Origin of the sequence: Olivibacter domesticus (assembly GCF_900109575.1) — a bacterium.
In the GTDB taxonomy this organism is placed as follows: domain Bacteria; phylum Bacteroidota; class Bacteroidia; order Sphingobacteriales; family Sphingobacteriaceae; genus Olivibacter; species Olivibacter domesticus.
Genome location: NZ_FOAF01000011.1, coordinates 17,646 through 41,045 on the forward strand (window position 1 = coordinate 17,646; position 23,400 = coordinate 41,045).

The 23,400-nt window shown below is 39.7% G+C and carries 18 protein-coding genes and 1 riboswitch; of the genes, 6 read left to right on the plus strand and 12 right to left on the minus strand.

Features of this window, described 5'->3' with window-relative positions:
- Window positions 1-60 precede the first annotated feature (60 nt).
- Window positions 61-627: a hypothetical protein gene (locus BMY50_RS24450; RefSeq protein WP_093330822.1), complete on the plus strand. Its 567-nt coding sequence runs from the start codon at window positions 61-63 to the stop codon at window positions 625-627.
- A gap of 127 nt (window positions 628-754) precedes the next feature.
- Window positions 755-1,321, plus strand: a complete 567-nt coding sequence (locus tag BMY50_RS24455) for a DUF4833 domain-containing protein (RefSeq protein WP_093330826.1) — start codon at window positions 755-757, stop codon at window positions 1,319-1,321.
- 1 nt (window position 1,322) lies between these two features.
- On the opposite strand, the gene BMY50_RS24460 is transcribed toward BMY50_RS24455, so the two are convergent.
- From BMY50_RS24460 to BMY50_RS24495, 8 genes are all read right to left on the minus strand, one after another.
- Window positions 1,323-2,423 (minus strand): formylglycine-generating enzyme family protein, encoded by a 1,101-nt coding sequence (locus tag BMY50_RS24460; protein WP_093330832.1) that lies wholly within the window; start codon window positions 2,421-2,423, stop codon window positions 1,323-1,325.
- Between the two features lie 16 nt (window positions 2,424-2,439).
- Window positions 2,440-3,756 carry a YeiH family protein gene (locus BMY50_RS24465; RefSeq protein ID WP_093330836.1) on the minus strand — a complete coding sequence of 439 codons (1,317 nt, stop codon included), beginning with the start codon at window positions 3,754-3,756 and terminating at the stop codon, window positions 2,440-2,442.
- A 74-nt stretch (window positions 3,757-3,830) separates the two neighbouring features.
- The gene (locus BMY50_RS24470; RefSeq protein ID WP_238383878.1) at window positions 3,831-4,787 is read right to left on the minus strand and encodes a sterol desaturase family protein; all 957 of its coding nucleotides are present in this window, start codon (window positions 4,785-4,787) and stop codon (window positions 3,831-3,833) included.
- 314 nt (window positions 4,788-5,101) lie between these two features.
- Complete coding sequence (locus tag BMY50_RS24475) at window positions 5,102-5,806, minus strand: thioredoxin domain-containing protein (protein WP_093330839.1); 705 nt, start codon at window positions 5,804-5,806, stop codon at window positions 5,102-5,104.
- 33 nt (window positions 5,807-5,839) lie between these two features.
- Window positions 5,840-7,672 (minus strand): arylsulfatase, encoded by a 1,833-nt coding sequence (locus tag BMY50_RS24480; RefSeq protein ID WP_093330843.1) that lies wholly within the window; start codon window positions 7,670-7,672, stop codon window positions 5,840-5,842.
- Window positions 7,673-7,803: 131 nt separating this feature from the next.
- Window positions 7,804-9,363, minus strand: a complete 1,560-nt coding sequence (locus BMY50_RS24485; RefSeq protein WP_093330847.1) for a RagB/SusD family nutrient uptake outer membrane protein — start codon at window positions 9,361-9,363, stop codon at window positions 7,804-7,806.
- Window positions 9,364-9,381: 18 nt separating this feature from the next.
- A complete protein-coding gene (locus BMY50_RS24490) occupies window positions 9,382-12,516 on the minus strand; it encodes a SusC/RagA family TonB-linked outer membrane protein (RefSeq protein ID WP_093330852.1) in 3,135 nt (1,044 codons plus the stop codon).
- Between the two features lie 380 nt (window positions 12,517-12,896).
- On the minus strand, window positions 12,897-14,345 hold the full coding sequence (locus tag BMY50_RS24495; RefSeq protein ID WP_093330855.1) for a phytoene desaturase family protein: 1,449 nt from the start codon (window positions 14,343-14,345) through the stop codon (window positions 12,897-12,899).
- Between the two features lie 167 nt (window positions 14,346-14,512).
- Window positions 14,513-14,612, plus strand: a riboswitch (SAM riboswitch).
- Between the two features lie 86 nt (window positions 14,613-14,698).
- Here BMY50_RS24495 and metH point away from each other — a divergent pair.
- The 3 genes from metH (at window position 14,699) to BMY50_RS24510 (ending at window position 19,857) form a co-directional block, all read left to right on the plus strand.
- Window positions 14,699-18,391, plus strand: coding sequence for a methionine synthase (metH, locus tag BMY50_RS24500; RefSeq protein ID WP_093331280.1), 3,693 nt, complete (start codon window positions 14,699-14,701; stop codon window positions 18,389-18,391).
- A 78-nt stretch (window positions 18,392-18,469) separates the two neighbouring features.
- Window positions 18,470-18,853, plus strand: a complete 384-nt coding sequence (locus BMY50_RS24505; protein ID WP_093330859.1) for a four helix bundle protein — start codon at window positions 18,470-18,472, stop codon at window positions 18,851-18,853.
- A gap of 47 nt (window positions 18,854-18,900) precedes the next feature.
- Window positions 18,901-19,857: a methylenetetrahydrofolate reductase gene (locus tag BMY50_RS24510; protein WP_093330863.1), complete on the plus strand. Its 957-nt coding sequence runs from the start codon at window positions 18,901-18,903 to the stop codon at window positions 19,855-19,857.
- A gap of 5 nt (window positions 19,858-19,862) precedes the next feature.
- Here BMY50_RS24510 and BMY50_RS24515 read toward each other — a convergent pair whose 3' ends face one another.
- Window positions 19,863-20,390 (minus strand): hypothetical protein, encoded by a 528-nt coding sequence (locus BMY50_RS24515; protein ID WP_093330866.1) that lies wholly within the window; start codon window positions 20,388-20,390, stop codon window positions 19,863-19,865.
- 498 nt (window positions 20,391-20,888) lie between these two features.
- Here BMY50_RS24515 and BMY50_RS24520 point away from each other — a divergent pair, with 498 nt between their 5' ends.
- Window positions 20,889-21,302, plus strand: coding sequence for an OsmC family peroxiredoxin (locus tag BMY50_RS24520; RefSeq protein WP_093330869.1), 414 nt, complete (start codon window positions 20,889-20,891; stop codon window positions 21,300-21,302).
- Between the two features lie 255 nt (window positions 21,303-21,557).
- On the opposite strand, the gene BMY50_RS24525 is transcribed toward BMY50_RS24520, so the two are convergent.
- The 3 genes from BMY50_RS24525 to BMY50_RS24535 are packed head-to-tail and all read right to left on the minus strand — an operon-like array spanning window position 21,558 to window position 23,307.
- Window positions 21,558-22,283: a thioredoxin domain-containing protein gene (locus tag BMY50_RS24525; protein ID WP_093330873.1), complete on the minus strand. Its 726-nt coding sequence runs from the start codon at window positions 22,281-22,283 to the stop codon at window positions 21,558-21,560.
- Window positions 22,284-22,315: 32 nt separating this feature from the next.
- Complete coding sequence (locus BMY50_RS24530; protein WP_093330878.1) at window positions 22,316-22,732, minus strand: DUF6691 family protein; 417 nt, start codon at window positions 22,730-22,732, stop codon at window positions 22,316-22,318.
- A 5-nt stretch (window positions 22,733-22,737) separates the two neighbouring features.
- A complete protein-coding gene (locus BMY50_RS24535) occupies window positions 22,738-23,307 on the minus strand; it encodes a YeeE/YedE family protein (RefSeq protein ID WP_093330881.1) in 570 nt (189 codons plus the stop codon).
- Window positions 23,308-23,400: the final 93 nt, after the last annotated feature.

Genomic DNA, 23,400 nt, shown 5'->3' on the forward strand with positions numbered 1-23,400 from the left:
TTCAAGCTATCAAATGTTTCAACAATAAATATTTGATAATTTAAATTTATAAGGTTAAAAATGCATGAGATTGAACCATATTATCGTTGGCGCGATGATTATGTCGCCGCTGAAGACGAACAATCTCCATTTTATGGAGCAGAATATAGTGAATTTGAATTTGACAAACAGATTTACAATTTTTTATTGCATCCACAATGGGATTCCTTCGGTTCCAACACCTTATATTTAAAAGTACTATTTGCCGATTACGATCATAATTTTTCGATTATAGAATTTATCGGCGAGTGGAATGATGCCATTAATAACGATATCATGCTTTTAAAAAGAGAAGTTGTCGAAGTAATGCTTGCTGCTGGCATCAACAAATTTATTTTAATCGGTGAGAATATCTTAAATTTCCATGCATCGGATGATTGCTACTATGAAGAATGGTTTCAGGAAATTGAGGATGGATGGATTGCCGGTATTAATTTTAGACATCATGTAATTGAAGAATTTAAAAACGCAAATATTGATTACTATATCAATTTTGGCGGTTTATTAGATGATATGAGCTGGCGCAATCATAAACCTATACAGGTATTCAGAGCTATTGAAGAACAGTTAACAAAGCGCCTACACTAAACCACCTATTTTTAAATTAACATTTAGGCATTCTTTTTTTCATCTCAGATAATTATCTTTGGTACAAACCTTGTTCTTATTAAGGCGAACGATATAGTAATTTATTATCACAATAAACCAATGGCCTATGAAAACTTTTGTTTTAGTATTGGTCGCGACTTCGTTTTATAATGTACATGTGGAAGCGCAAGAAGGCAAAGACAACAAGAATAGCAAACAAGTAAATAAAGCATCTCTTCCTACACCAAAGGAAAATGAGCAACTATTCTACTTGCAGAGGGACCCGAATGCTAATACCGTGGTGTACACCTTGAATAAAAAGGATGGAAAAATAGATGAAGAAGATCCTGTTAAGGCCTATTGGATTTTATACGAGGAAGATGGCGAGCGTAAAGATCTAACCTATATACAGCGAAAGTTTGCTTATGGTGTGAATTACAAAAAATTAGCAGAAGATGAATATGAAATATCGCTAACATCCTGCAAAAAAATCCCCATGCGTTTAGCCTATTGCCCTGAAAGTAAACAATATGAAGCATTTGCTTCCATAAACAACAAGCAAACGATTATTGAGCGGATATTTGTACGCATAAATGGTGGATCATTATTTAAACCCCATATCGATTACGTCGAATTTACCGGCCGTGATAGTAAATCAGGAAAAACCGTCAAACATCAACTACAGTTAGAATAAACTATTTTTTAGGTTTTTGATCGCTTACACATCGAAATCCAAGGTTATTACTAGCGCTGCTCACTTCTCCCTTCCCCCTACTTCCAGCCTTATATCGTTCGCAATACTGATTATTGCATAAAAATGACCCTCCCCTTTGCACTCTTTTTACAAGGCCGGGTTCAGCCGGATCATAGCTATCTGCGGGGCCCTTAGGATTATCTTTCACAGATTTTTCATACGCATCAGGACGATAAAAATCAGCACACCATTCCCAAACGTTTCCATCCATATCAAACAACCCGTACGGATTTGCAGGAAAGGACTTTACTGGTGCTACGTCAGCATAACCATCTTCGGTTGTATTTTTCGAGGGAAAATCACCTTGATAAACATTCGCAACCCATTTCCCCTTTGGTTTTAATTCATTACCCCAATAGTATACATTTCCAGTTTTACCTCCATTCGCTGCATATTCCCATTCGGCCTCCGTAGGCAGCCTCTTTCCTGCCCATTTAGCAAAAGCATCCGCATCTTCATAACAAACCTGCACCACTGGTTCATTTTCTTTGCCTTCTGTATTACTGCCTGGTCCTGTTGGATGACGCCAGGACGCACCAGGTACATACTTCCACCATTGTAAGTGATTATTCAAATCAACCTGCTCCTTTGGCGGCGTAAAAACGGCTGACCCCGGGACTAATAAATCCCTGGATACACCCGGAAAATCTTCAGGATTCAGCGCCCTTTCGGCCACAGTAAGATAACCCGTTGCTTCAACAAATCTCGCAAACTGGGCATTTGTTACCTCATGTTCATCCATCCAAAAATCGTTCACCTTTACTTCGTGAATCGGTTTGGCATCGGCAAATTCTTCCGATCCCATTTTAAAAGTACCGCCCTTAATTAGTACCATATTCGCATCATCGGCCCCCATGAGAATCGCTTCCTGTGCACGCTTAGCTGCAGCAGCTCGAGAAGGGATTCCTTCAGATATGCACATTGCTACAGAGTCTGTCTCTTTTTCCTGCTTTTTCGCTGCATTATTACATCCTATGAAAAGGCCAATGCTGGCTATTCCAACCACGCAAGTAGATAAAAAACTATATATGTTAATATTCATAAACCACACATCCAAACTAGCTAAATAATAATATTGCTAGCGCTAAGGTAACTAAGATATTAAATAATTGAGCAATCAAAAATACCCAAAATGGGCGTTTACTATTCTCTTTAATTAAATCCTTAAAATTTGTTTCTAAACCAATACTTGTAAAAGCCAATGCGAACCAAAGACCTTGAACGCTCTTTATATCGCCTTTAACCGCCGCAACCGTATCTGCATGCAGCACGAACGAAAACAATAAGGATGCTGCAATAAAACCAAGCACGAATTTCGGAAAACGCTCCCAAATCACCCCTAAACCTGGTTTCGTTGCCGCTTGCTGTCCAGCTGGGTGATTAGTATAAGTCCAATATACGGAAATTGCTAAAGCCGCCACACCTAGTAAAACATTTTGGGAGAACTTTACAATAGTACTGATTTTCAAAGCCGTCTCACCTACCAATGACCCCGAGGCAACTACAGCACCGGAGGTATCGATGCTGCCACCTAACCATGCTCCAGTAACTTCTTCAGAAAAACCAAAATAGCTCGCAATATAAGGCATACCAATCATCATCGGTATAGCCGTAATGAGCACCATAGAGACCACATACGATAATTTTTTTGAGTCTCCTTGTATAGCACCTGATGTAGCGATCGCCGCAGAAACGCCACAAATAGAAACGGCACTTGAAAGCATGAGCGCCAGCTCATCATCTATTTTGAACTTTTTACAGAGCCAAAAAGCAAAATACCATACTGACAGTACTACTACCAGCGATTGAATCAATCCGAGTGATCCAGCTTTCAGAATATCTGAAAAAATCACATTGGTACCTAATAGAACTAAACCAATCTTTACCAATAATTCTGCAGACAATGCTTCTTTTAACCATACCGGCAATTTTATAGTATTACCAACAATTAACCCGATACATAAACTAAATATTACCGCCTCTAAACCCAGCTCTTCCATTTTTGAATTACCAGCAAGCAATAACGCAAGCGCGGTTAAAAAAAACACGACTGGAAACCCCAGCAGATAAGGTTTAATTTTCCGTCCCGTTAGCAATCCACCAATAACCAAAATAACGAAGGTAAAAACGAGTTGCTGCAATAAACTCACAAAATTTGCTGTAGAGAAAGCTGCAAAAAGACTATTCGCATCAGACCATTTATATTTTGGGGCGCCTATATGAAATCCTGCAACGGCCAATCCTATAATAATAAATCCTAGGATTACAACCGTCCAATCCTCCGTTAAAAAGTTTTTTTTAGGCAAATTTTGCAGCTCGGGAGATAAGTCTTCTTCCTTGGTTGTTGATTCTTTTGAAATAATTTCTTCATTCATATTTAGTATCTGATTAGTAAAACACCAAAACTATCATAATATGTTAAAAGGAAAAAGAAATATCTAAAAACATTTTAACCTGTTAAACCTGGGGTAATAGCTTTTGTTTCTAAGATAATTTCTTTATTCTCTTGCTTGTGAATAACTGGTCCCTCCTGTTTAACGATGTCTTCTCGCACCATGGGGCCATTTGCTGCCAATTCACTCCCTGCCACTTTTGATTTAAATATAGGCCAAAGAAGCTGTGCATACCATTCATCGCCTTCATAGTGCGAGATACCGTAAGATTTAGGATATTGCCGTGTTATTAAGGCTGTTCCAAAAATAATATCCCAAAGGAAAAACATATTTCCGAAATTTCCCTTATAATGTCCCACACCATCGTTTATTGTATCTGCATGATGTGCATGATGCGTAGCTGGTGTAGAAATCGTTCTTTCAAGTATCCAAGCAATAGGGTGAAGCCATTTCTTTTCATAAAAAGGCTTGTCCCATTTAATACTGGAATGCGCCATTTTGGTTATTAACGATTTAATTCCTTTTGCAAACAAAGCTGGGTAGCCCAAGCCAAGATACACCAATATAACGGTTAAATAGGTTTGAGAAAAGAAAATAGTATAAATGATATTCTGCCTTGAAGCCATGGCCATTCCCATATACGAAGCTGAATGATGCGTTCTGTGAAACCGCCATAACCAGGGGATTTCATGATGAAGTCGGTGATACCAATACTGCGTCAGGTCATCATAAATACAAATAATAATAAAACCCCAGAAAAACGGCACCCATTCGAACGCATCTTTCGAGTGTGGCAAAATAAATGGAACAAATTTCAACCCAAAATAGGCTACCAAGGGCCGTGTAACTAAACGGGGTAAGGCATAGCAAGCAAGGTCGAGCAACTTTTCATTACGATTCCATTCCTTACCGTACAAGCCAAAAGAAAATTCAAAAACGCCTATAATTAACGTGAGCACCGCCAATCCCCAAGTATTAAGGTTGGTGAAGATTGCTTCTATAAATTGTATCATGATAATGGGCCATTAAATGATTAAATAATAATAAATTCCACAAGTGTCTATTTAATCCAAGGTTTTTCGCCTGTTAAATAGAAATAGAGAAACATCAGCAAGATTGGTAGTGCATAAATAAATATACTAAGCAAAACATTTCTCACGATTCGATCTTTTACTTCTTTTTCTAATTTCATCTGCAATCCTCCTATCCGATGAGTTTTTGTAAAAAGTTAATAGCAAAAATAATAATCAGTGTCGGGATGAGTGTTACAACAATTCCCACTAGAATTTTTTTCGCCAACAAAAGAATATCTTGAAAAGTCATGTCGTTAAATTTTATGTTTGTTCAACTGGGCAATAATTTCTTCCTTAGAGCTCAACCCGTGTTTTTTCCAAACAACTTCTTTTCCTTTATATAAAATCAGTGTGGGAAGTGCATCCACAGCAAGTTCTTTTGTTAACTGCTTATTATCATAAGCCTCGATATTAACTAATTTAAATTTATCCTTATTTTCATCCGCCACATTTTCTACAATCGGTTTCAGTTTTTTGCATCCGCCACAGTACCGGGAACTCACATCCACCAATACCAATTTTTCTGAGGTGATTTGATCATGAAAGGCTGCCAACGATAAACCTTCACCAACGGTAGACTCAACTGGTTTTCCCTCCCCTATCCATTTACTAAGCCCTCCGGGAAACTCATATACCTCTTTAAAATCCTGTGCGCGCAAAGTTGCCGCCAGCTTAGCACTCCGCCCATTACCTATGGAATAAATAAATACCGGCTCGCTTTTCTTTAGTTGCGCCAATACTGATTTAAACTGCTTTTCGTCAGATACATTCTGTGCGCCCTTCACATGATTCTGAATAAATTCTTCTTCAGAACGAGCATCTAAAATCTGAGCATATGCGCCTGCATTCAATAATTTCTTTTCAAATGTCTCGAAAGGTAACAGTTTAACGCCCCTTTCCTGTGCTATTACGATTCCAACAGTGAATAGTAGTAGCGTCAATGAGATGAATTGTTTCATTCTTTTGCATTTTAATTATTTGACACTTTGTTATTATTGTTTTGGTAATGTATTTCGCCTATCCGCGACATCGTCCCAGGTGATATAGGGATAGATATTATTCTTTTTTGCCTCTTCTTCAAACAATGATTTAAGTTCCTCGAGTTTTTCGGGGTTCTTTTTAGCCAAATCGTGCTGTTCATTAAAATCTTCATTCAGATTGAATAATTGCCACTCGATATGATTTGGATCTGGAAAACTAACATTTCGTAACCTACCTCCTTTATTATCATCAATTTTAAAAGCTAGGCCTGCTTTCCAGCCATCCTTATAGATAGATCGAGAACCAAAGATGTAGTAGTACTGTGTTTTATGTCTAGAAGGCGCTTGCTTATCTGAAAACGAATACACTAATGATGTTCCTTGAATGGTATCCTGCTTAATACCTCGGATATATGCAGGTGCCTCGATGTGTAGGAACTCTAGTGTAGTGGGCAACAAATCATTTACGTAACCATATTGATTACGTATTCCTCCTTTTTCTGTAATGCCTTTGGGATAAAAAACAATCAACGGGTTACGTGTCCCACCTTCAGAATGCGCATCCTGCTTCCAGTATTTAAAAGGGGTATTAGCGGCTTGCGCCCACCCTAATGGATAATTCCCATTCGTTGCCTGTGGAGTACCTATAAGTTCTAGATTGTCAAGATTTGCTTTAACAGCCTCTTTCTCTGATAATACTTGTTGTAAAGCTGTTGCAGGTGATCGTGTAACCGTTCCGTAGAGTGTCCCCTCTTTACTCGCACCATTGTCTCCAACCACCAATAAGATCAAGGTGTTATCAAGCTGATTGATTTCTTTAAGGTGATTAACTAATCGTCCCACCTCGTAATCGGTGTAGGTTAAGTATCCTGCATACACTTCAAAAAATCTCGTATAAACTTTTTTCTCGTCGTCGGAGAGTTTTTCCCAAGCTTTGATATTAGGATTTCTAGCCGGTAATGTGGCATTAGCAGGTATGATTCCAAGTTCCTTCTGACGTTTAAATACCTGCTCACGATAGTTATCCCATCCTTTATCAAATTTTCCCTTATATAGATCTCTCCATTTCCCTTCTACTTGGTGGGGTGAATGTGTTGCACCAGGAGCATAATATAGGAAGAAAGGTTTATTTGGAGCAGCATTCTTTTGCCGATCGATAAAGCTGATAGCTTTGTCCGTAATCTGTTCGCTCAGATGCCTGCCATCTGGCACTACATGGGCATTATCTTCTACCAGATCCGGCTTATATTGATCGGTTGCCGAACCTAAAAAACCAAAGAAATGATCAAAACCTTTTCCCGAAGGCCAGCGATCAAATGGTCCAGCATCCGTTGCATCTTGATCGGGTGTTAAACCATATTTTCCTACAGCAAAAGTACTGTAGCCATTTTCTCTTAGTATTTCGGCGATCGTTCCCTTGTCAGAAGGGATCCTTCCATCCCAGCCAGGAAAGCCAAAGGCCGACCAGCGATGAGAGAACCCGCCTTCATGTACGCGGTGGTGATTGCGCCCGGTTAATAAAGCTGCTCGTGTTGGTGCACAGATCGCTGCTGTATGGAAATTCGTATAACGCAAGCCATTATTTGCTAAGCTGTCAAAGGTTGGTGTATTGATTAACCCTCCAAATGTGCTGCTCGCACCAAATCCCACATCATCCAATAAAATCCAAACAACGTTAGGAGCTCCTGAAGGAGCTGTTATGGGGTCTACCCAAGCTTCTTTAGAGCTAGCAAAATCTTTTCCAACCACACCTTTAAATGACTCCTGCTGCTGCGTAATATTTTGTGCATGCGCAAAGGAAACGGCAAACGTGAAACCGAAAATTGTTGTAATTAATTTGCTCATCTGTTTATAATTTGTTTTTAAATTATTTTCAAATCGTTACGTATCTTCTCTTTTATTGCCCGGTAAGCCAAACGGCACTTATTATACTTAAGATAGTGGCCATACTTAAACCGTCATCATTCCGTACAGCTTTAAAATCCCGGATTCTGGGTTAATAAGTGATTGTTATCTATTTCAGATTGCGGAATAGGGTACAAAGCATGTTTTTCGGCAGCATTGTTTTTACCAACTTTATGAAGGCTCTTCACAAAAATCCCATTACCAGAAGCGTCCTTTTCCCTTATTAGATCAAACCAGCGTTGGTATTCATATACCAGTTCAAGTCGCCTATCTAAGTAAACAGCATCGCGAAACTGATCTTTGCTTAAACCCGCGGTTAGGTCTGGCAAGCCTGCTCTGCGCCTTACCCGATTAATTGATTTATAAGCTTTTGCGCTAGGACCATTTACTTCGTTTTCAGCTTCAGCATGAATAAGCAACAAATCCGCATAACGTATGATGGGCACATTTGCAGCCGACTCACTGGTTACCGCTGTTGAATTAGGATCCCACCATTTGTTAAAGAAAGGTGTTGAGTCTCCCGGTACTGCCGGATTGTTTAAGGGTAAATTATAACTTCTACCATTAGACGGACTAGTAAAACTTGTCACGAACGTTACATACTTACGTTTATCGTTAGGTTTAAATAATTTGAAAATACTAAAGAAGTTATCGTTCCCTTCTTTATAGTATCTTGCCATATGTGCGTAATTCCCTCTTAGACCCGGTATACTACTTAGTATTGCACGTGGTGCCTCGTTATTTCCCTGATTTAGGGAATTTGATTTAAATTGCGCCGAAAAAATATGCTCTTTCCCATTCTTAAACGCCGGCAGAAAAACCTCCGCATAGTTCTCAATCAAATCATACCCATAACTCCCAGAGCCGCCATCCTGCGATGAAAGCACTTCCTCGGCTATTTTGACAGCATCTTCATAATGTTCTTGTATCTTAAGCGGCAATGAGGCTTCCGTAAGGTATACCTTCGCTAGCAGCGCCTTTGCGGCTCCTGCCGTTGCGCGACCTACATCGGGTGAACTATAACTAGCAGGTAAAACCGCTGCGGCTTCCTTTAAATCTTTTTCTATCTGGCCATACACTTCGGTAGCGGCGCTCCGAGGAACTGCATAGTCATTTGCATCTATATATTTCTGATATGCTACAATAAGCGGAACATCTCCATACAAACGAACCAAATTGAAGTAATAAAGCGCTCTTAAAAATTTAGCTTCCGCAAGCAATCTGTTCTTAAGGTTTTCATCAAAATCAATTTGAGGTATTTTCTCCAGCGCAACATTCGCACGCTTTATGGCAGCATAGTGTTGCTGCCAAATTTCATAAATCCTCAGATTTGTTGAAGAATGTGCCAAAACCGACAGTGAACGCACATCTGGATTCGTGGCCCCTGGTCCTGGATCCTCATCATCACCCGCCATATTCATTCCTGTATTAAACAAGGTATTATAAGGTGTTTGAACGGAAGTACCTCCAGAATTAAGGAAGAAATAAACGGCGTTAATGGCATTTAATGCATCATCTTGCGTTTTGTAAAACTGTTCTTCTGAAATGATAGCAGCAGGCTCCTCTTCAAGAAATTTCTTACAAGAGGTAACAGTAAGGCTTATGAGGATGATATAGATAATTCTTTTCATCTGTTTATTTTTTTGTTTTTATAAGGTTAACGAGACACCCAGTTGAACGGACTTATTATTCGGATAAATACCTTGATCAATACCTCTGTTAATGAGCGACTGCTCCGACTGGCTCACCTCGGGGTCAAAGCCTGTATAGTCTGTCCATGTCCACGCATTTTGTGCCGAAACATAAATTCTCAGGGAATCCAAACCCGACTTTCCAAAAACACGCTTTGGTATCGTATATCCGAACGAAACATTCTTTAGTCGAACATAAGAAGCGCTTTCTATAAAGCGATCTGAGATGGTAATGGCTGGATCCTGAAAAGCTGCTTTTACATCAGTACTTGTGTTGTTAGGTGTCCAGCGATTCAATACTTCACGGGATGCATTCACATAACCAGTTCCTAACTCCAAGTTGGCTCTATTTGCATTATATAATTTACCCCCGAACGATCCTTGGAAGAACACTGATAAGTCAAAACCTTTATAACTGAAATTATTGGTGAGTCCGGCAGTAAAACCTGGTTGATTAGCGATTACTATTCGATCACCAGCCTGTGTAATTTGGCCATCGCCGTTGAGATCCTTGTATTTTTGTCCACCTGGACTTTTATTTTGCTGCGGCGTAAGTGGGTTGTCTCCCTCCTGAATAATACCATCTGTTTGATAAACAATAAAAGAACCTAAAGGGTACCCAACTTTTGCAATAGATGGTTGTGATATCACGGGAATAATTTGATCCACACCTTCCCCTAAGTCGGTAATTTTATTGGTGTTTTTTGAGAATATGGCAATAGTTTTCCAAGTAAAATTTCCCGTTATGTTATTTGAATTTACATATACTTCAATCCCTTGATTGGATACAGCCCCAATATTTTGATAGATGGCTGCAGTTTGTCCGCCTCCAAACTCGGCTAAACCAGAAGTTCCTGGAACCGTCCTATTCAGCAGTAAATCGGTGGTTTTCTTGTAATAATAATCAGCAACCACGGTTATTCTATTATTAAATAGACCTACATCTACACCGGCATCAAATTGAAATGTCTTTTCCCATCCGAGGTTGGGATTGGGAACAGTTACGGGAGCGAACCCGTGTACGGTGGTATTAGAAAAGTTATACCTGAAATAGTCAAGTTGTGAAAGCGATTGGTAGGAAGGTATATTCTGATTACCTGTGGTACCAGCACTCAAGCGTAATTTAAGCTGACTTATATTCTTAATATCCTTAAAAAAATCCTCATTACTCACATTCCAACCAAGAGCTGCTGAAGGGAAATACCCCCACTTATTTCCCGCCCCAAATTTTGAAGAACCATCTGAACGAAAAGTAAGAGTCAATAGGTAACGATCGTCATAGACATAATTAATTCTTCCCAGAAATGAAGCGAGCGACCAATCGTTTGCAATTGAGCTGGGTGTTCGGTTAGTGATACCCGTTCCCAAATTATTAAAAGAAAAAACATCTGTCGCAAATCCAGCAGCCTCTGCCACAGCCCCCTCACTATTTGATTGTTGTGCAGTAAATCCAACAATAGCATTAATTCGGTTTTTGTCATTAATCGTTTTGTCATAACTTAAGGTATTCTCGTTAAGCCAATTGGATGTAAACAGCGAACCAACTTGCGCCAAACCTCCCAAATCCAGTCCTTCAGCCGTAGTTTTAGGCAGATAACGATTCTGCTTATTATCTACAACATCTACCCCCACTAATACTTTTGCTTTAAGTCCGTCAATAATTTCATATTCGCCTGTTATATTTCCCAAAAGTCGATTTGTTTTACTTTCATTCAGCTGATTATATAAAGAGTTGATGGGGTTTTGTAAGTTCGATTCGAAGGGGCTATAGATGACAAATGAACCATCATCCTGATAAATGGGAAGTGAAGGGGGGGTAAGCAATAAGTTAGCAACAACTGATGTTGGCGCTATAGCCGCTTTCGACCTGCTAGCCGATAAATTACTTGTTAACTTTAATCGTTCATTATAATCATGTACGACATTCACTCTACCTGATATACGTTGAAACCCCGTATTTTGTAGAATCCCGTCCTGATCAAAATAATTTCCAGATATGGCTAATCTTGTTTTCTCCCCTCCCGTCAGAATGGAAAGGTTATGATTCTGTATGGCCGCTTGTCGAAAGGCAGCATCTTGCCAGTCGGTGCCTACGCCGCTTGTATCCAACGTATAGCCTGAAACCGAAGGTAAAGAAGTAGATTTCCCTGAGTTTGCTGCAGCATCTTTGCGTAATTGCCACCACTCGCCGGCATTTAATAATGGGATGGTCTTAACAACTTCCTGCACTCCATAATAACCATCGTAATTGATGGAAGACTTATTCTTTGTTCCATTTTTTGTAGTTATAATCACCACTCCATTTGCCCCACGAGATCCATATATTGCCGTTGCTGATGCATCTTTAAGCACATCAATTGATTCAATATCGGATGTATTTATCGTCGAAAGGGGGTTGATTTTAGAACCGGTATTCACCCCAGCATCATTAACAGAATAATCGTTACTGATGGGGAATCCATCAATTACATACAAGGGATCACTACCAGCGGTTATCGAATTGTTTCCGCGAATTTGCACACTGACGCCACCTCCCGGTTGTCCGGAAGTTTGCGTAACTACGGCTCCTGGTACTGACCCCTGGAGAAGACGTTCTGGAGACGCTACAGGCTGACTCTTTACTTCTGCAGGTACCGAAGCTATTGCTCCTGTTAAATCGCCCCTCTTCTGAGTACCATATCCTACCACGACTACGTCTTCCAACTGGTTAAAATCAGGCGCTAGGCCAATTTCTATCGGACTTCCGGTGGCGACAACCTTATTTACTTTATATCCAATATAATTGACAATTAACGTATAGGGAAATTTCTGCCCAGTTATAAACTTAAATCGTCCATCTCCATCGGTACTTGCTTTGTGAGTAGTACCCTCGATGGACACTGTGGCCCCGGGCAAGGGTTCCTTCGTATTAGCATCAATTACTTTTCCATCTAATGTTGAATTGATAAGAGGTTTAGTTGTTTGGGCAGCTATCTCTCCACTTAAAAATATCGCAAACCCAATAAAGGTTGCTTTTTTAATGAAGGAACAATTTTTAACAGCCCTATTTAAGTGAAAAAAATTAAAATATCTTTTAATATGAAAATCGATCATTTTTTAGCATATAGAATGTAGGACATACGCTATCAAGTTCATTTATGAAATGAACTTAGCAAGCAACGTAAAATTTCCCGAATGGAAGATTGATTATTTTGTAGATGTTATGTACCGTTGTTTTTCAACAACAACAGGAAGGAAAGAAAAGCTTGTGAACAGATGGGGCTTTGGCCCGCCTAAAAACTGAAATGGCAACTTTAGCTTGTTTCATCGCATTATAAATTATTACACATTAAATCTATCTTTTTAGTAGATATTTAAACCAAACAAATATACATAGCATAAAGTAGCTTTGTTAGGACGAAAATATTCCTAATTAGCCCATAAATAATACGCATAAAAGGTATTATTTGTACCTACTCTATGAAAATTGGGATTTATTCTTGAAATGAGGGCACGCTCCCCTTGAAGATTTCTTGTAATGCTTTTTGAGCGGCATGATAGCCACACATGCCATGCACACCTCCACCGGGGGGCGTAGAGGAAGAACAAATATAAATCCCTTTGGCCGATGTGCTGTAAGGTGACCACTTAAGTGCCGGTCTTGTAAACAATTGCCGAATATCCATGGCACCTCCATTAATATCCCCCCCTACGTAATTCGGATTATACCTTTCATAATCCGTAGCATTGATTGTTTGTTTCATTAAAATACGATCACGAAAACCTGGAGCAAAACGTTCTATCTGCTGCTCGATAGCATTGCTCATGTCTATCGTAGATCCATTAGGAACGTGACAATAGCCCCAAACCACCTGTCTGTTATCCGGCGTCCTGCTCGTATCAAAAAGACTTTGCTGTGCCAGTAATACAAATGGCTTTTCTGGGTGCTTTCCTTTCCAAACAGCTTCCTCACCTGCAGCAATTTCGTTAAAGGTATTACCTATATGTACCGTTCCAGCCTTCTTGCATATTTCCGATGCAAAAGGTATGGGCCCGTCTAATATCCAATCCATTTTAAAAACCCCCATACCGTAACGATAAGATTTCAATTGCTTCTTATAATTTGACGAAAACTTTTGTCCCGCTATCTTCAATAGCTGCTTTGGTCCAATATCAAATATAATCGCCTTATATCTCGGAAGCTTTTCCATCGAATCTACATAATAATTAACAAGCACTTCTCCGCCTAAGGATTTAAAATAAGAGTTTAGTGCATTGGCAATACTTTGCGAGCCCCCTATAGGTATAGGCCACCCCCCCTCGTGCCCGGCTATAGAGAGCGCAAGTGCAATCGCAGAAGTCGTTGCATGAGTAAGGGGAAGCATGGAATGTGCCGCCATGCCAGCCCACAAAGCCTTCATTTCTTCACTCTTAAAGCTCCGTGCTGTGCTAGCTGCCGATTTTAATGCCTTCATGCCAAATTTCAACATTTTCAATGGAGATGAGGGTATGTGAAGGGGGGCTAAAACGTCTTCTACAATTTCGGGCCACAATTTTACTAAGGGGTCAAAAAGATGCTCGTAAGTTTTTGCATCCTTACCAAACTGACGAGCGGTCTCCAACAATGATCCGTATAACCCTACTGCCCCTCCATTGTCCAACGGATGGGCGGCTAAAACAGGTGGTTTAACATAGGTTAAACCATGCTCTTTTAGTGGTAATGATTTAAAAAAGGGAGATTGTATCGCCATAGGATGAATCGCAGAACAGATATCATATGTATAGCCAGGCAGCATCAACTCTCCCGACCTAAGTCCGCCTCCTATTGTATCACTTCCCTCAAGGAGCAAAACATCCAAGCCTGCCATTTTCATCGTTATCGCTGCAGCCAAACCGTTTGGTCCAGAACCTACTACGACGACATCATATTTATCTTTAAGCATCTTCCGTATTTCCCAATGTTAAGTATTTTCTAAAGATACCTGCTTTTAATAAGTCTCCAAAGGATTTGACAGTTTTAATAGTTCTAAGTACTGCAAGGCATTGATACGTAAATCTAGGTGTATCAAATTACATTTGATAATCACCAAATTATTACCGACATTTGCAATGCTTATTGAGAAAGACGGAGGGATTAGACCCTGCGAAGTCTTGGCAACCTGTGCTTACAAGGTGCTACATTCTACCCGATAAACTGGGACAGATAAGCGAAAGTCACTTTCTGGGCTTTTTTCTCAATGCAAGCATAATATATAAAAGAACCCACTGGGATATCCAGCGAGAGAGAGCGTGTCGTATGAGTATAAGAGAAGAATTAAACAAACGTATTTTAATAATCGATGGGGCAATGGGCACCATGATTCAGCCATATGGCTTAAATGAAGAAGACTTCCGCGGTGAGCGCTTTCGTGCGCATCCATCGGAGGTGAAAGGCAATAACGATCTTTTAAATATTACGCAACCAGCTATAATAAAAGAAATACACAAAGCCTATCTCGAGGCTGGAGCAGACATTATAGAAACCAACACCTTTAGCTCACAGATAATTTCTATGGCAGATTATCAGATGGAGTCATTGGTTTACGAATTAAACTATGAGGGAGCAAGGCTCGCAAAGGAGGCTGCTACCGAATATACTGCGCTTACGCCAAAAAAACCTCGATATGTAGCCGGCGCTATCGGACCAACTAATAGAACCGCCTCACTCTCACCTGATGTAAACGATCCGGGCTATCGAGCAGTAACTTTTGACAATTTAGTGGATGCCTATCATGAACAGGTAAGAGGTTTGATGGATGGAGGGGCTGACGTTTTGCTTATCGAAACAATTTTTGATACCCTAAATGCTAAAGCGGCTATCTTTGCCATCATAAAATATGAAAAGGAGCTCATAAGCTCGGGCAAACGCAGCACTCCTATTGATATTATGATATCTGGCACCATAACCGATGCTAGCGGGCGGACCTTATCTGGCCAAACGGTTGAGGCATTTTTAAATTCGATCAATCACGGCAACATCCTCAGTATCGGCTTAAACTGCGCTTTGGGTGCTAAAGAAATGCGTCCGCATATTGAAGAACTGGCGCGTAAAGCCGAATGCTATGTGTCGGCTTATCCTAATGCCGGACTTCCTAATGAATTTGGTGGATATGACGAACAGCCACACGAAACGGCGCATCTATTGGAAGATTTTATCGAAAATGGCTTTGTTAATATCGTTGGCGGATGCTGCGGTACTACACCAAAACATATTGGCTGTATTGCAGCGAAGGCTGCCAAGGCTAAGCCTCGAAAAATAAGTAAACAAAAACCTCATTTGCGCTTAAGCGGATTAGAGCCTGTTACATACTCCCCAGAAAGTGTTTTCATGAATATTGGCGAACGTACGAATGTAACAGGTTCTCCAAAATTTGCAAAACTTATATTAAGTGGCGATTTTGAGGCAGCACTTTCCGTGGCACGCCAACAAGTCGAAGGTGGGGCTCAGGTGATCGATATCAATATGGATGAGGGGATGCTTGATTCTGAAGAAGCTATGACACGCTTCTTGAATCTCATTGCTTCAGAGCCAGACATCGCTAAGCTTCCTATCATGGTAGATTCCTCTAAATGGAGTGTTATTGAGATAGGACTGAAATGCCTACAAGGGAAGGGCATAGTGAACTCCATCTCCCTAAAAGAAGGGGAAGAGCTTTTTAAAGACCGAGCGAGCACCATTATGCATTATGGTGCTGCAGTAGTGGTCATGGCCTTCGATGAGCAGGGGCAAGCAGATAATTTCCAGCGACGTGTAGAAATCTGTCAACGATCTTATGGCATTTTAGTAAAGGAGGTGGGATTCCCTCCTCAAGATATCATTTTTGACCCGAATATCTTAACGGTAGCAACAGGTTTAGAAGAACACAATAATTATGCAGTAGATTTTATCAATGCTACACGATGGATTAAAGAAAATCTTCCCCTTGCAAAAGTAAGTGGTGGAGTAAGTAATATTTCCTTTTCTTTTCGCGGTAACAATGTAGTACGGGAGGCAATGCATGCTGCCTTTTTATATCATGCCATCAAAGCAGGATTAGATATGGGAATAGTGAACGCTGGCATGTTAGAAGTATATGAAGAAATAGATCCTACATTGTTGGAGTATGTAGAAGATGTGTTGCTTAACCGTAGGGAAGATGCTACCGAACGCTTAGTAGATTTCGCAGAAACCGTAAAAAGTAAAGGTAAGGTAGAAGTAAAGAGCGCTGAATGGCGGAATGGTAACGTTGAGGAGCGTATATCACACTCGCTCGTAAAAGGAATAATTGATTATCTTGATGAAGATGTAGAAGAGGCAAGGTTAAAATACCCCAGACCGTTGGAAGTGATAGAAGGACCACTCATGGATGGCATGAATATCGTTGGTGATCTTTTTGGTGCCGGGAAAATGTTTTTACCTCAGGTAGTGAAATCGGCCCGTGTGATGAAAAAAGCTGTTGCTTATTTATTACCATTTATTGAAGCCGAAAAAGCAAAGAACCCGTCAGCAAGCGACCGAAAAAACGCGGGTAAAATCTTAATGGCTACTGTAAAGGGAGATGTACATGATATTGGCAAAAACATCGTCGGAGTGGTTTTGGCCTGTAATAATTTTGAGATTATTGATCTTGGCGTAATGGTTCCGAGCCAACGGATTTTGGAAGAAGCAAAAAAGCAACAGGTCGATATTATAGGCTTGAGCGGACTTATCACGCCCTCTCTTGATGAGATGGTACATGTTGCCAAAGAAGCAGAACGGGAAGGTTTCAAGATTCCTATTATGATTGGTGGAGCCACCACATCACGCATCCATGCTGCAGTAAAAATTGCACCCGCCTATTCAGGCACCATTGTTCATGTGTTGGACGCTTCCAGAAGTGTCGGTGTAGCCAGTAATCTCTTAAACGCAGAAACACACCAGGCCTACGCCGCAAATATTCGTGAGGAATATGATAAGGCTAGAGAAAACCATCTAAAAAAAAGAGCAGAAAAAAAACTTATCCCAATTGAAGAGGCTAGAAAACAATCCTTTAAAATTGACTGGACAAATTACGAAGCTCCAAAACCATCCTTTCTGGGGACAAAAGTGTTTGCTAATTTTCCGCTAGCAGATCTTCTACCCTATATCGATTGGACACCCTTCTTCCACACATGGGAATTAAGGGGTAGCTACCCCCGTATTTTAACCGATAAAACCGTTGGCGTTGAGGCAAGCAAACTTTTTGAGGATGCGAAACAACTTCTTGACAAAATCGTGTCCGACAAGCTTTTGACAGCGCGCGCGGTAATTGGATTTTGGCCAGCCAATGCGGTGGGTGATGACATCATTCTGTACACCGATGATACACGCAAGGAAAAATTAACCACTATACATACGCTTCGTCAGCAAGCAGAAAAAGCAAAAGATCAGCCTTATTATGCCCTTTCAGACTTTATTGCTCCAACGGAAAGCGGGGTATCCGACTACTGGGGAGGTTTTGCCGTAACTACCGGCATCGGTTGTGACGAATTAGTTGCCGAATATGAAAAAAATTATGATGACTATAATAGTATCATGGTGAAAGCTTTAGCTGATCGTTTGGCAGAAGCCTTTGCTGAAAAAATGCATGAGCTGGTACGCAAAGAATATTGGGGTTATGCTTCCGGTGAACAGTTGAGCAACGAAGAACTTATTAAAGAGCAATATGCAGGTATCCGACCGGCCCCTGGATATCCGGCATGTCCCGAGCATAGCGAAAAAACTACTTTGTTTACTATTTTAGATGCCGAAAAGAATACGAGTATCTACCTAACGGAGAGCTTGGCAATGCATCCTACGGCAGCAGTAAGCGGCTTTTACTTCGCAAACCCCGCTTCGCGCTATTTTGGTGTAGGAAAGATTGGCAAAGATCAAGTGGAAGATTACGCACAGCGTAAAAATGAATCTGTAGAAGTGATTGAGAAATGGCTGGGACCGAGTTTGGGGTATTAATTAGTTGTGAGTTGCTAGTCGTGAGTTGTGAGTGTTTTCGCGTTAGGTTAATGGCAGTGCTTGTAGACAAGTTATAAAATGAAAGAAAATATAAAATCTTATACTGAGTTAGAAGTGTGGAAGAAAGCCAGAGAATTGGTTAAAGAGATTTATTTAACAACCGCCAATTATCCTCAAGACGAAGTTTTTGGCCTTGTCAATCAAATGAGAAGATGCGCTGTTTCTGTCCCTTCGAATATTGCTGAAGGCTGTGGTAGAAATCATACTAAAGACAGCATTCAATTCTTTTTTATAGGGAGAGGATCTTTGTATGAATTGGAAACCCAAATACATCTTTCTTCTGATTTGAACTTCATCAACAAAGAGGAACTTGAGAAGTTATTAAGCCAGCTTCTGCATGCTAGAAAATTATTAAATGGTTTTATACGCTACTATCAACAACTAAAGGACAAGGAGCAGTAACTGTTATCCTCGCAACTCACAACAGGCAACTGACAACTATATTATAAATGAAAATAACAAACCACATATCAAACGCTAAAGGCAAAACACTTTTTTCTTTTGAATTATTACCTCCGATAAAAGGACAAAGTATACAGGGCATATTTAATACGATAGATCCTTTAATGGAATTTAATCCTCCATTTATTGATGTAACTTATCTTCGTGAAGACTATATCTACAAACAACATCCAACAGGTTTATTGGAAAAGGTTGCTTATAGAAAACGCCCTAGCACGGTTGCTACCTGTGCTGCTATTATGAATCGATATAAGGTTGATGCGGTGCCTCACCTTATATGTGGTGGATTTACCAAGGAAGAAACGGAAAATGCATTGATAGATCTCCAGTTCCTTGGCATTGATAATGTCTTGGTTTTAAGAGGAGATGCTCGTAAAAGTGATAGTTCTTTTATCCCTACACCGGGCGGACATGCATTTGCATCGGATCTTTTAGGTCATGTTGTTAATATGAACAATGGTAAATATCTACACGATCATATGGATGATATGGAAAAAACCGATTTCTGTATCGGCGTGGCAGGGTATCCTGAGAAACACTTCGAATCTCCTAATTTAGAAACAGATTTCAGGTATCTTAAACATAAAGTGGATATGGGGGCGAATTTCATTGTGACCCAAATGTTTTTTGATAATACTAAATACAAAGCCTTTGTAAACAAATGCCGTGAAAACGACATAAATGTTCCCATAATCCCAGGCTTAAAACCCATTACTACTAGCAAACAATTAATTAGTTTACCAAAGATCTTTCATTTGGACATCCCAGTAGCACTAAGCGAAGCCATCCATGCATGCAAGAATGAAAAAGATGTAAAAGAAGTGGGAATTGAATGGATGATCAACCAATGTAAAGAGCTTATTGGCATGGGCGCTCCCGTATTACATTTTTATACCATGGGCAATCCAGAGCCAACAAAACGCATTATTAGAGGGGTCTTTTAGGCCCCCTACTCCTTTATTCGCTCTTTACTATAATATGCTAATACCTTGTACTCGTCTTTTACTTTTCCAAAAATAAACGCAAAATAATCGTCACCCACCGTGCTGTCTTCCGAATATTGGCAATAAAGCTCATATAGTGTATTTTGTCCGTCTACCACCTTCGCCAACCGCCTATAGTAATCACCACTCGATTCCACATCAATTTGCTGCAAATGTTCAATGTCCATTTTTGGAATCAATCGTTTTACATCTGAATGGTAGATTTTTGAAACAAGGTGAGCAAACTCTTCCTTCTTGATCAGGCCATCAGCCTTCTCCTCCTCGTTTAATTCATTCACGCCATCTACCCAATAAATGGTCTGAAAGGGAAAGTACATGCTCTCTGATAATGCATTAATGTCATCCGTACGGATTGATCCTTGAAATGTCTTATAGAAAGTTTTTAATTTGCCATCCATTTTTTGTGCAAAGGTTGTTTGGCTTAAAACAAACAATACCACAAAGGTTCCTTTTATTTTAGTTTTAACACTCATCTAATTAAATAATATTAAAAAATTACATTTTTTGTTTGGGGCCTAATAACCTGAGTTCGATTATTCTTTGTGAGCTCAGGTTAATAACAAAGAAACAAAAATACTTCTATTCCGCGATTCATGCACCACAATGATCATAGCATCCTTGTTTCCAAACAATTTCCTCTAAAAGCAGTTTGATGCAAAACAAAATCTTTAATGACATGTTTTTAACGAACCATATGATAATATCGGATATTAATTCCTTAATTTCATCCGTAAATAATTATTCGCTAATTTTATTTTACAATTTGGCACTCATGAACCGCAAAGCGGTTTTTATCTATCGGTCAGATGGAGCTTACCATGTTTAAACCCCGAAGGGCTCATGAACACAATTGAATATTTAAAATTTGTGAATAAATTTACATTCTCTTGTGATGAATCCGCCAGCTGGCGGGTAAACATGGACGGTTCATCATTCGATATTCATAAGGTATTAAATATAAAACAGAAAAGATGAAAAGAAATGCAACCGCCATCTGGTATGGATCAGGTCAGAATGGAAAAGGTAAACTATCTACTGAAAGTGAAGCGCTCAAGGAAGCACAGTATTCTTATAAAACCCGATTTGAAGATGGTGTCGGGACAAATCCTGAAGAGCTTATTGCTGCCGCCCATGCGGGATGTTTTACGATGAAACTAGCCTTCAATATCGACTCGGCTGGATTCGAGGCCGAAAGTTTAGAAACCACCTGTAGCATTGAGCTAAAAGATGGCGTGATAACCAGTTCTTATCTGGACGTAAGAGCGAAGATTCCAAATATCCAAAAAAACAAACTGGATGAATTAGTCACAAACGCAGAAAAGAACTGCCCCATCTCAAAAGTATTAAATACTAATATTTTTGTAGATGTGCATTTGGAGAATTAATTGATAAATCGTTGTGTAGTTGGTTTGTTGAGTAGTTGAGTAGTTAAATTGTTAAGTAGGTGAGTAGTTAAATTGTCAAGTGGTTGATTATTAGAGTATTGGTAGTTTACATCTTGCTACTTGCGTCTGATATCTTGATACCACTGCTCACAACTCGTAACGGATAACTCACAACTAATATAGTCTTGATACTTCACTAATAACTAATAACTGGCAACTCACAACTAATATAGTCTTGATACTTATATCTGACATCTAGATACTTGTTATCATATCACGCAACGCAGATTCTTCTTGATAACCTTCTACTACCTTAACAAGTTTGCCATTTTTGTACAAATGAAATAATGGAATACCTTCGATTTTCAATTTACTAGATAAGGCTTTCGCTTCATCAACGTTTAATCTATATACTAACACATTATTTTTATATTCTTCTTTTAATCTATTCAAAGCAGGCTCCATTTTCTTACAGGGTATACACCAATCTGCATAAAAATCCACTAGCACAATAGGATTTTTATGCAGCATTTGGTCAAAATCTCGATCGGTAAAAAGATCAGCCTTCTCCGGAAGGATACTCGCTGTTACCGGTAATCCATCATTTTTCCATGACATGATGCCTCCTTTCAAATCATAAATCTGTGTAAATCCCAAGCTCTTTAACTGCTCGGCAGCAGCCTCGCTCCTTCCACCACCCAAACAATAAACAAACACAGGTTTTTCCCTATCCAGTGCACTGATTTTTGATTTAAACTGTTCATCTTTGAAGTCGATATTCAGCGCATTTTCTAAATGCCCTTGATCAAACTCTTCCGGCGTACGTACATCAAGCAGCTGTGCTGCTGTTTTCTCTTTTAGCGTTTGTTCAAAAGCAGTAGCAGACAGCTTCTCGTTGGTCTGTTTAACACCTGTATTACAGCTTAACAGAACCGCTAATAACAAAGCTAATCCGAAAATTTTCATGAAATCTCTAAACATAATATGCGTTTATATAAATATAATATCCACCGTTAATGAGGTAGCCTATTTCGAAATTTCCCATATACCCAAGTGCCTAAAATAGCACTTATTAATGTTACCACTACAACGGTCGCACCCGTTCCTATCTGCGCAAATAGAGGGCCAGGGCAAGCTCCAGTAACCGCCCATCCTAAACCAAACAAAATACCGCCGTAGATTTGTCCTTTATTAAATTCTTTTGGTTTTATAACAATCGGTTCACCCGATACTGTTTTAATACGAAATTTCTTAATCAGCCATATCGACAACATGGCTACCAGCACTGCGCTTCCAATAATGCCATACATATGGAACGACTGCAATCGAAACATTTCTTGTATCCTAAACCAACTAATCACCTCAGCTTTAACGAAAACAATGCCGAAAACTAGCCCAACCATTAAATATTTAAAATTATTACGAAGCATCCTTTTTAAAAGGTTAAAATGTAAGGTAAAATTAAATTCGCCATCAAAAATCCCCCAAGCATAAAACAGCAAGTAGCAATTATCGAGGGCCATTGGAGGCTAGCGATGCCCATAATAGCGTGTCCACTGGTACAACCTCCTGCATAACGCGTTCCAAAACCAACCAAGAAACCTCCTCCTACCATCATTGCAAGGCCACGCCAGCTGAATAATTGCGACCAACTAAATAATTCTACCGGCACCAAAGAATCAAAACGGGTAATCCCGTAAGGGGCCAGCTCCTTTGTAAGATCTGGGTTAAGGGCTATAGTTGTTTGATCACTTAACATAGATGAAGCGATAAACCCTCCTATTAATATTCCCAATACAAAAAATAGATTCCACATCTCCTTCTTCCAGTCGTAATGAAAGAAAGGAATTTTTGCGGGGATACACGCTGCGCAAATGTGGCGCAGATTAGCACTGATACCGAATGGTTTATTTCCAAATATAAGTAATGCCGGCACGATGAGTCCTATCAAAGGACCAGCAACATACCATGGCCATGGTTGTTTTATAAGCGCTAGGATCGACATATTTACCAACTATAAGTGCAAACAAAGCTACCTATTTTTAATAAAGATTTGGGTCTTACTGCTGTTGTCTATTAGTCATTTTATTATGTACCT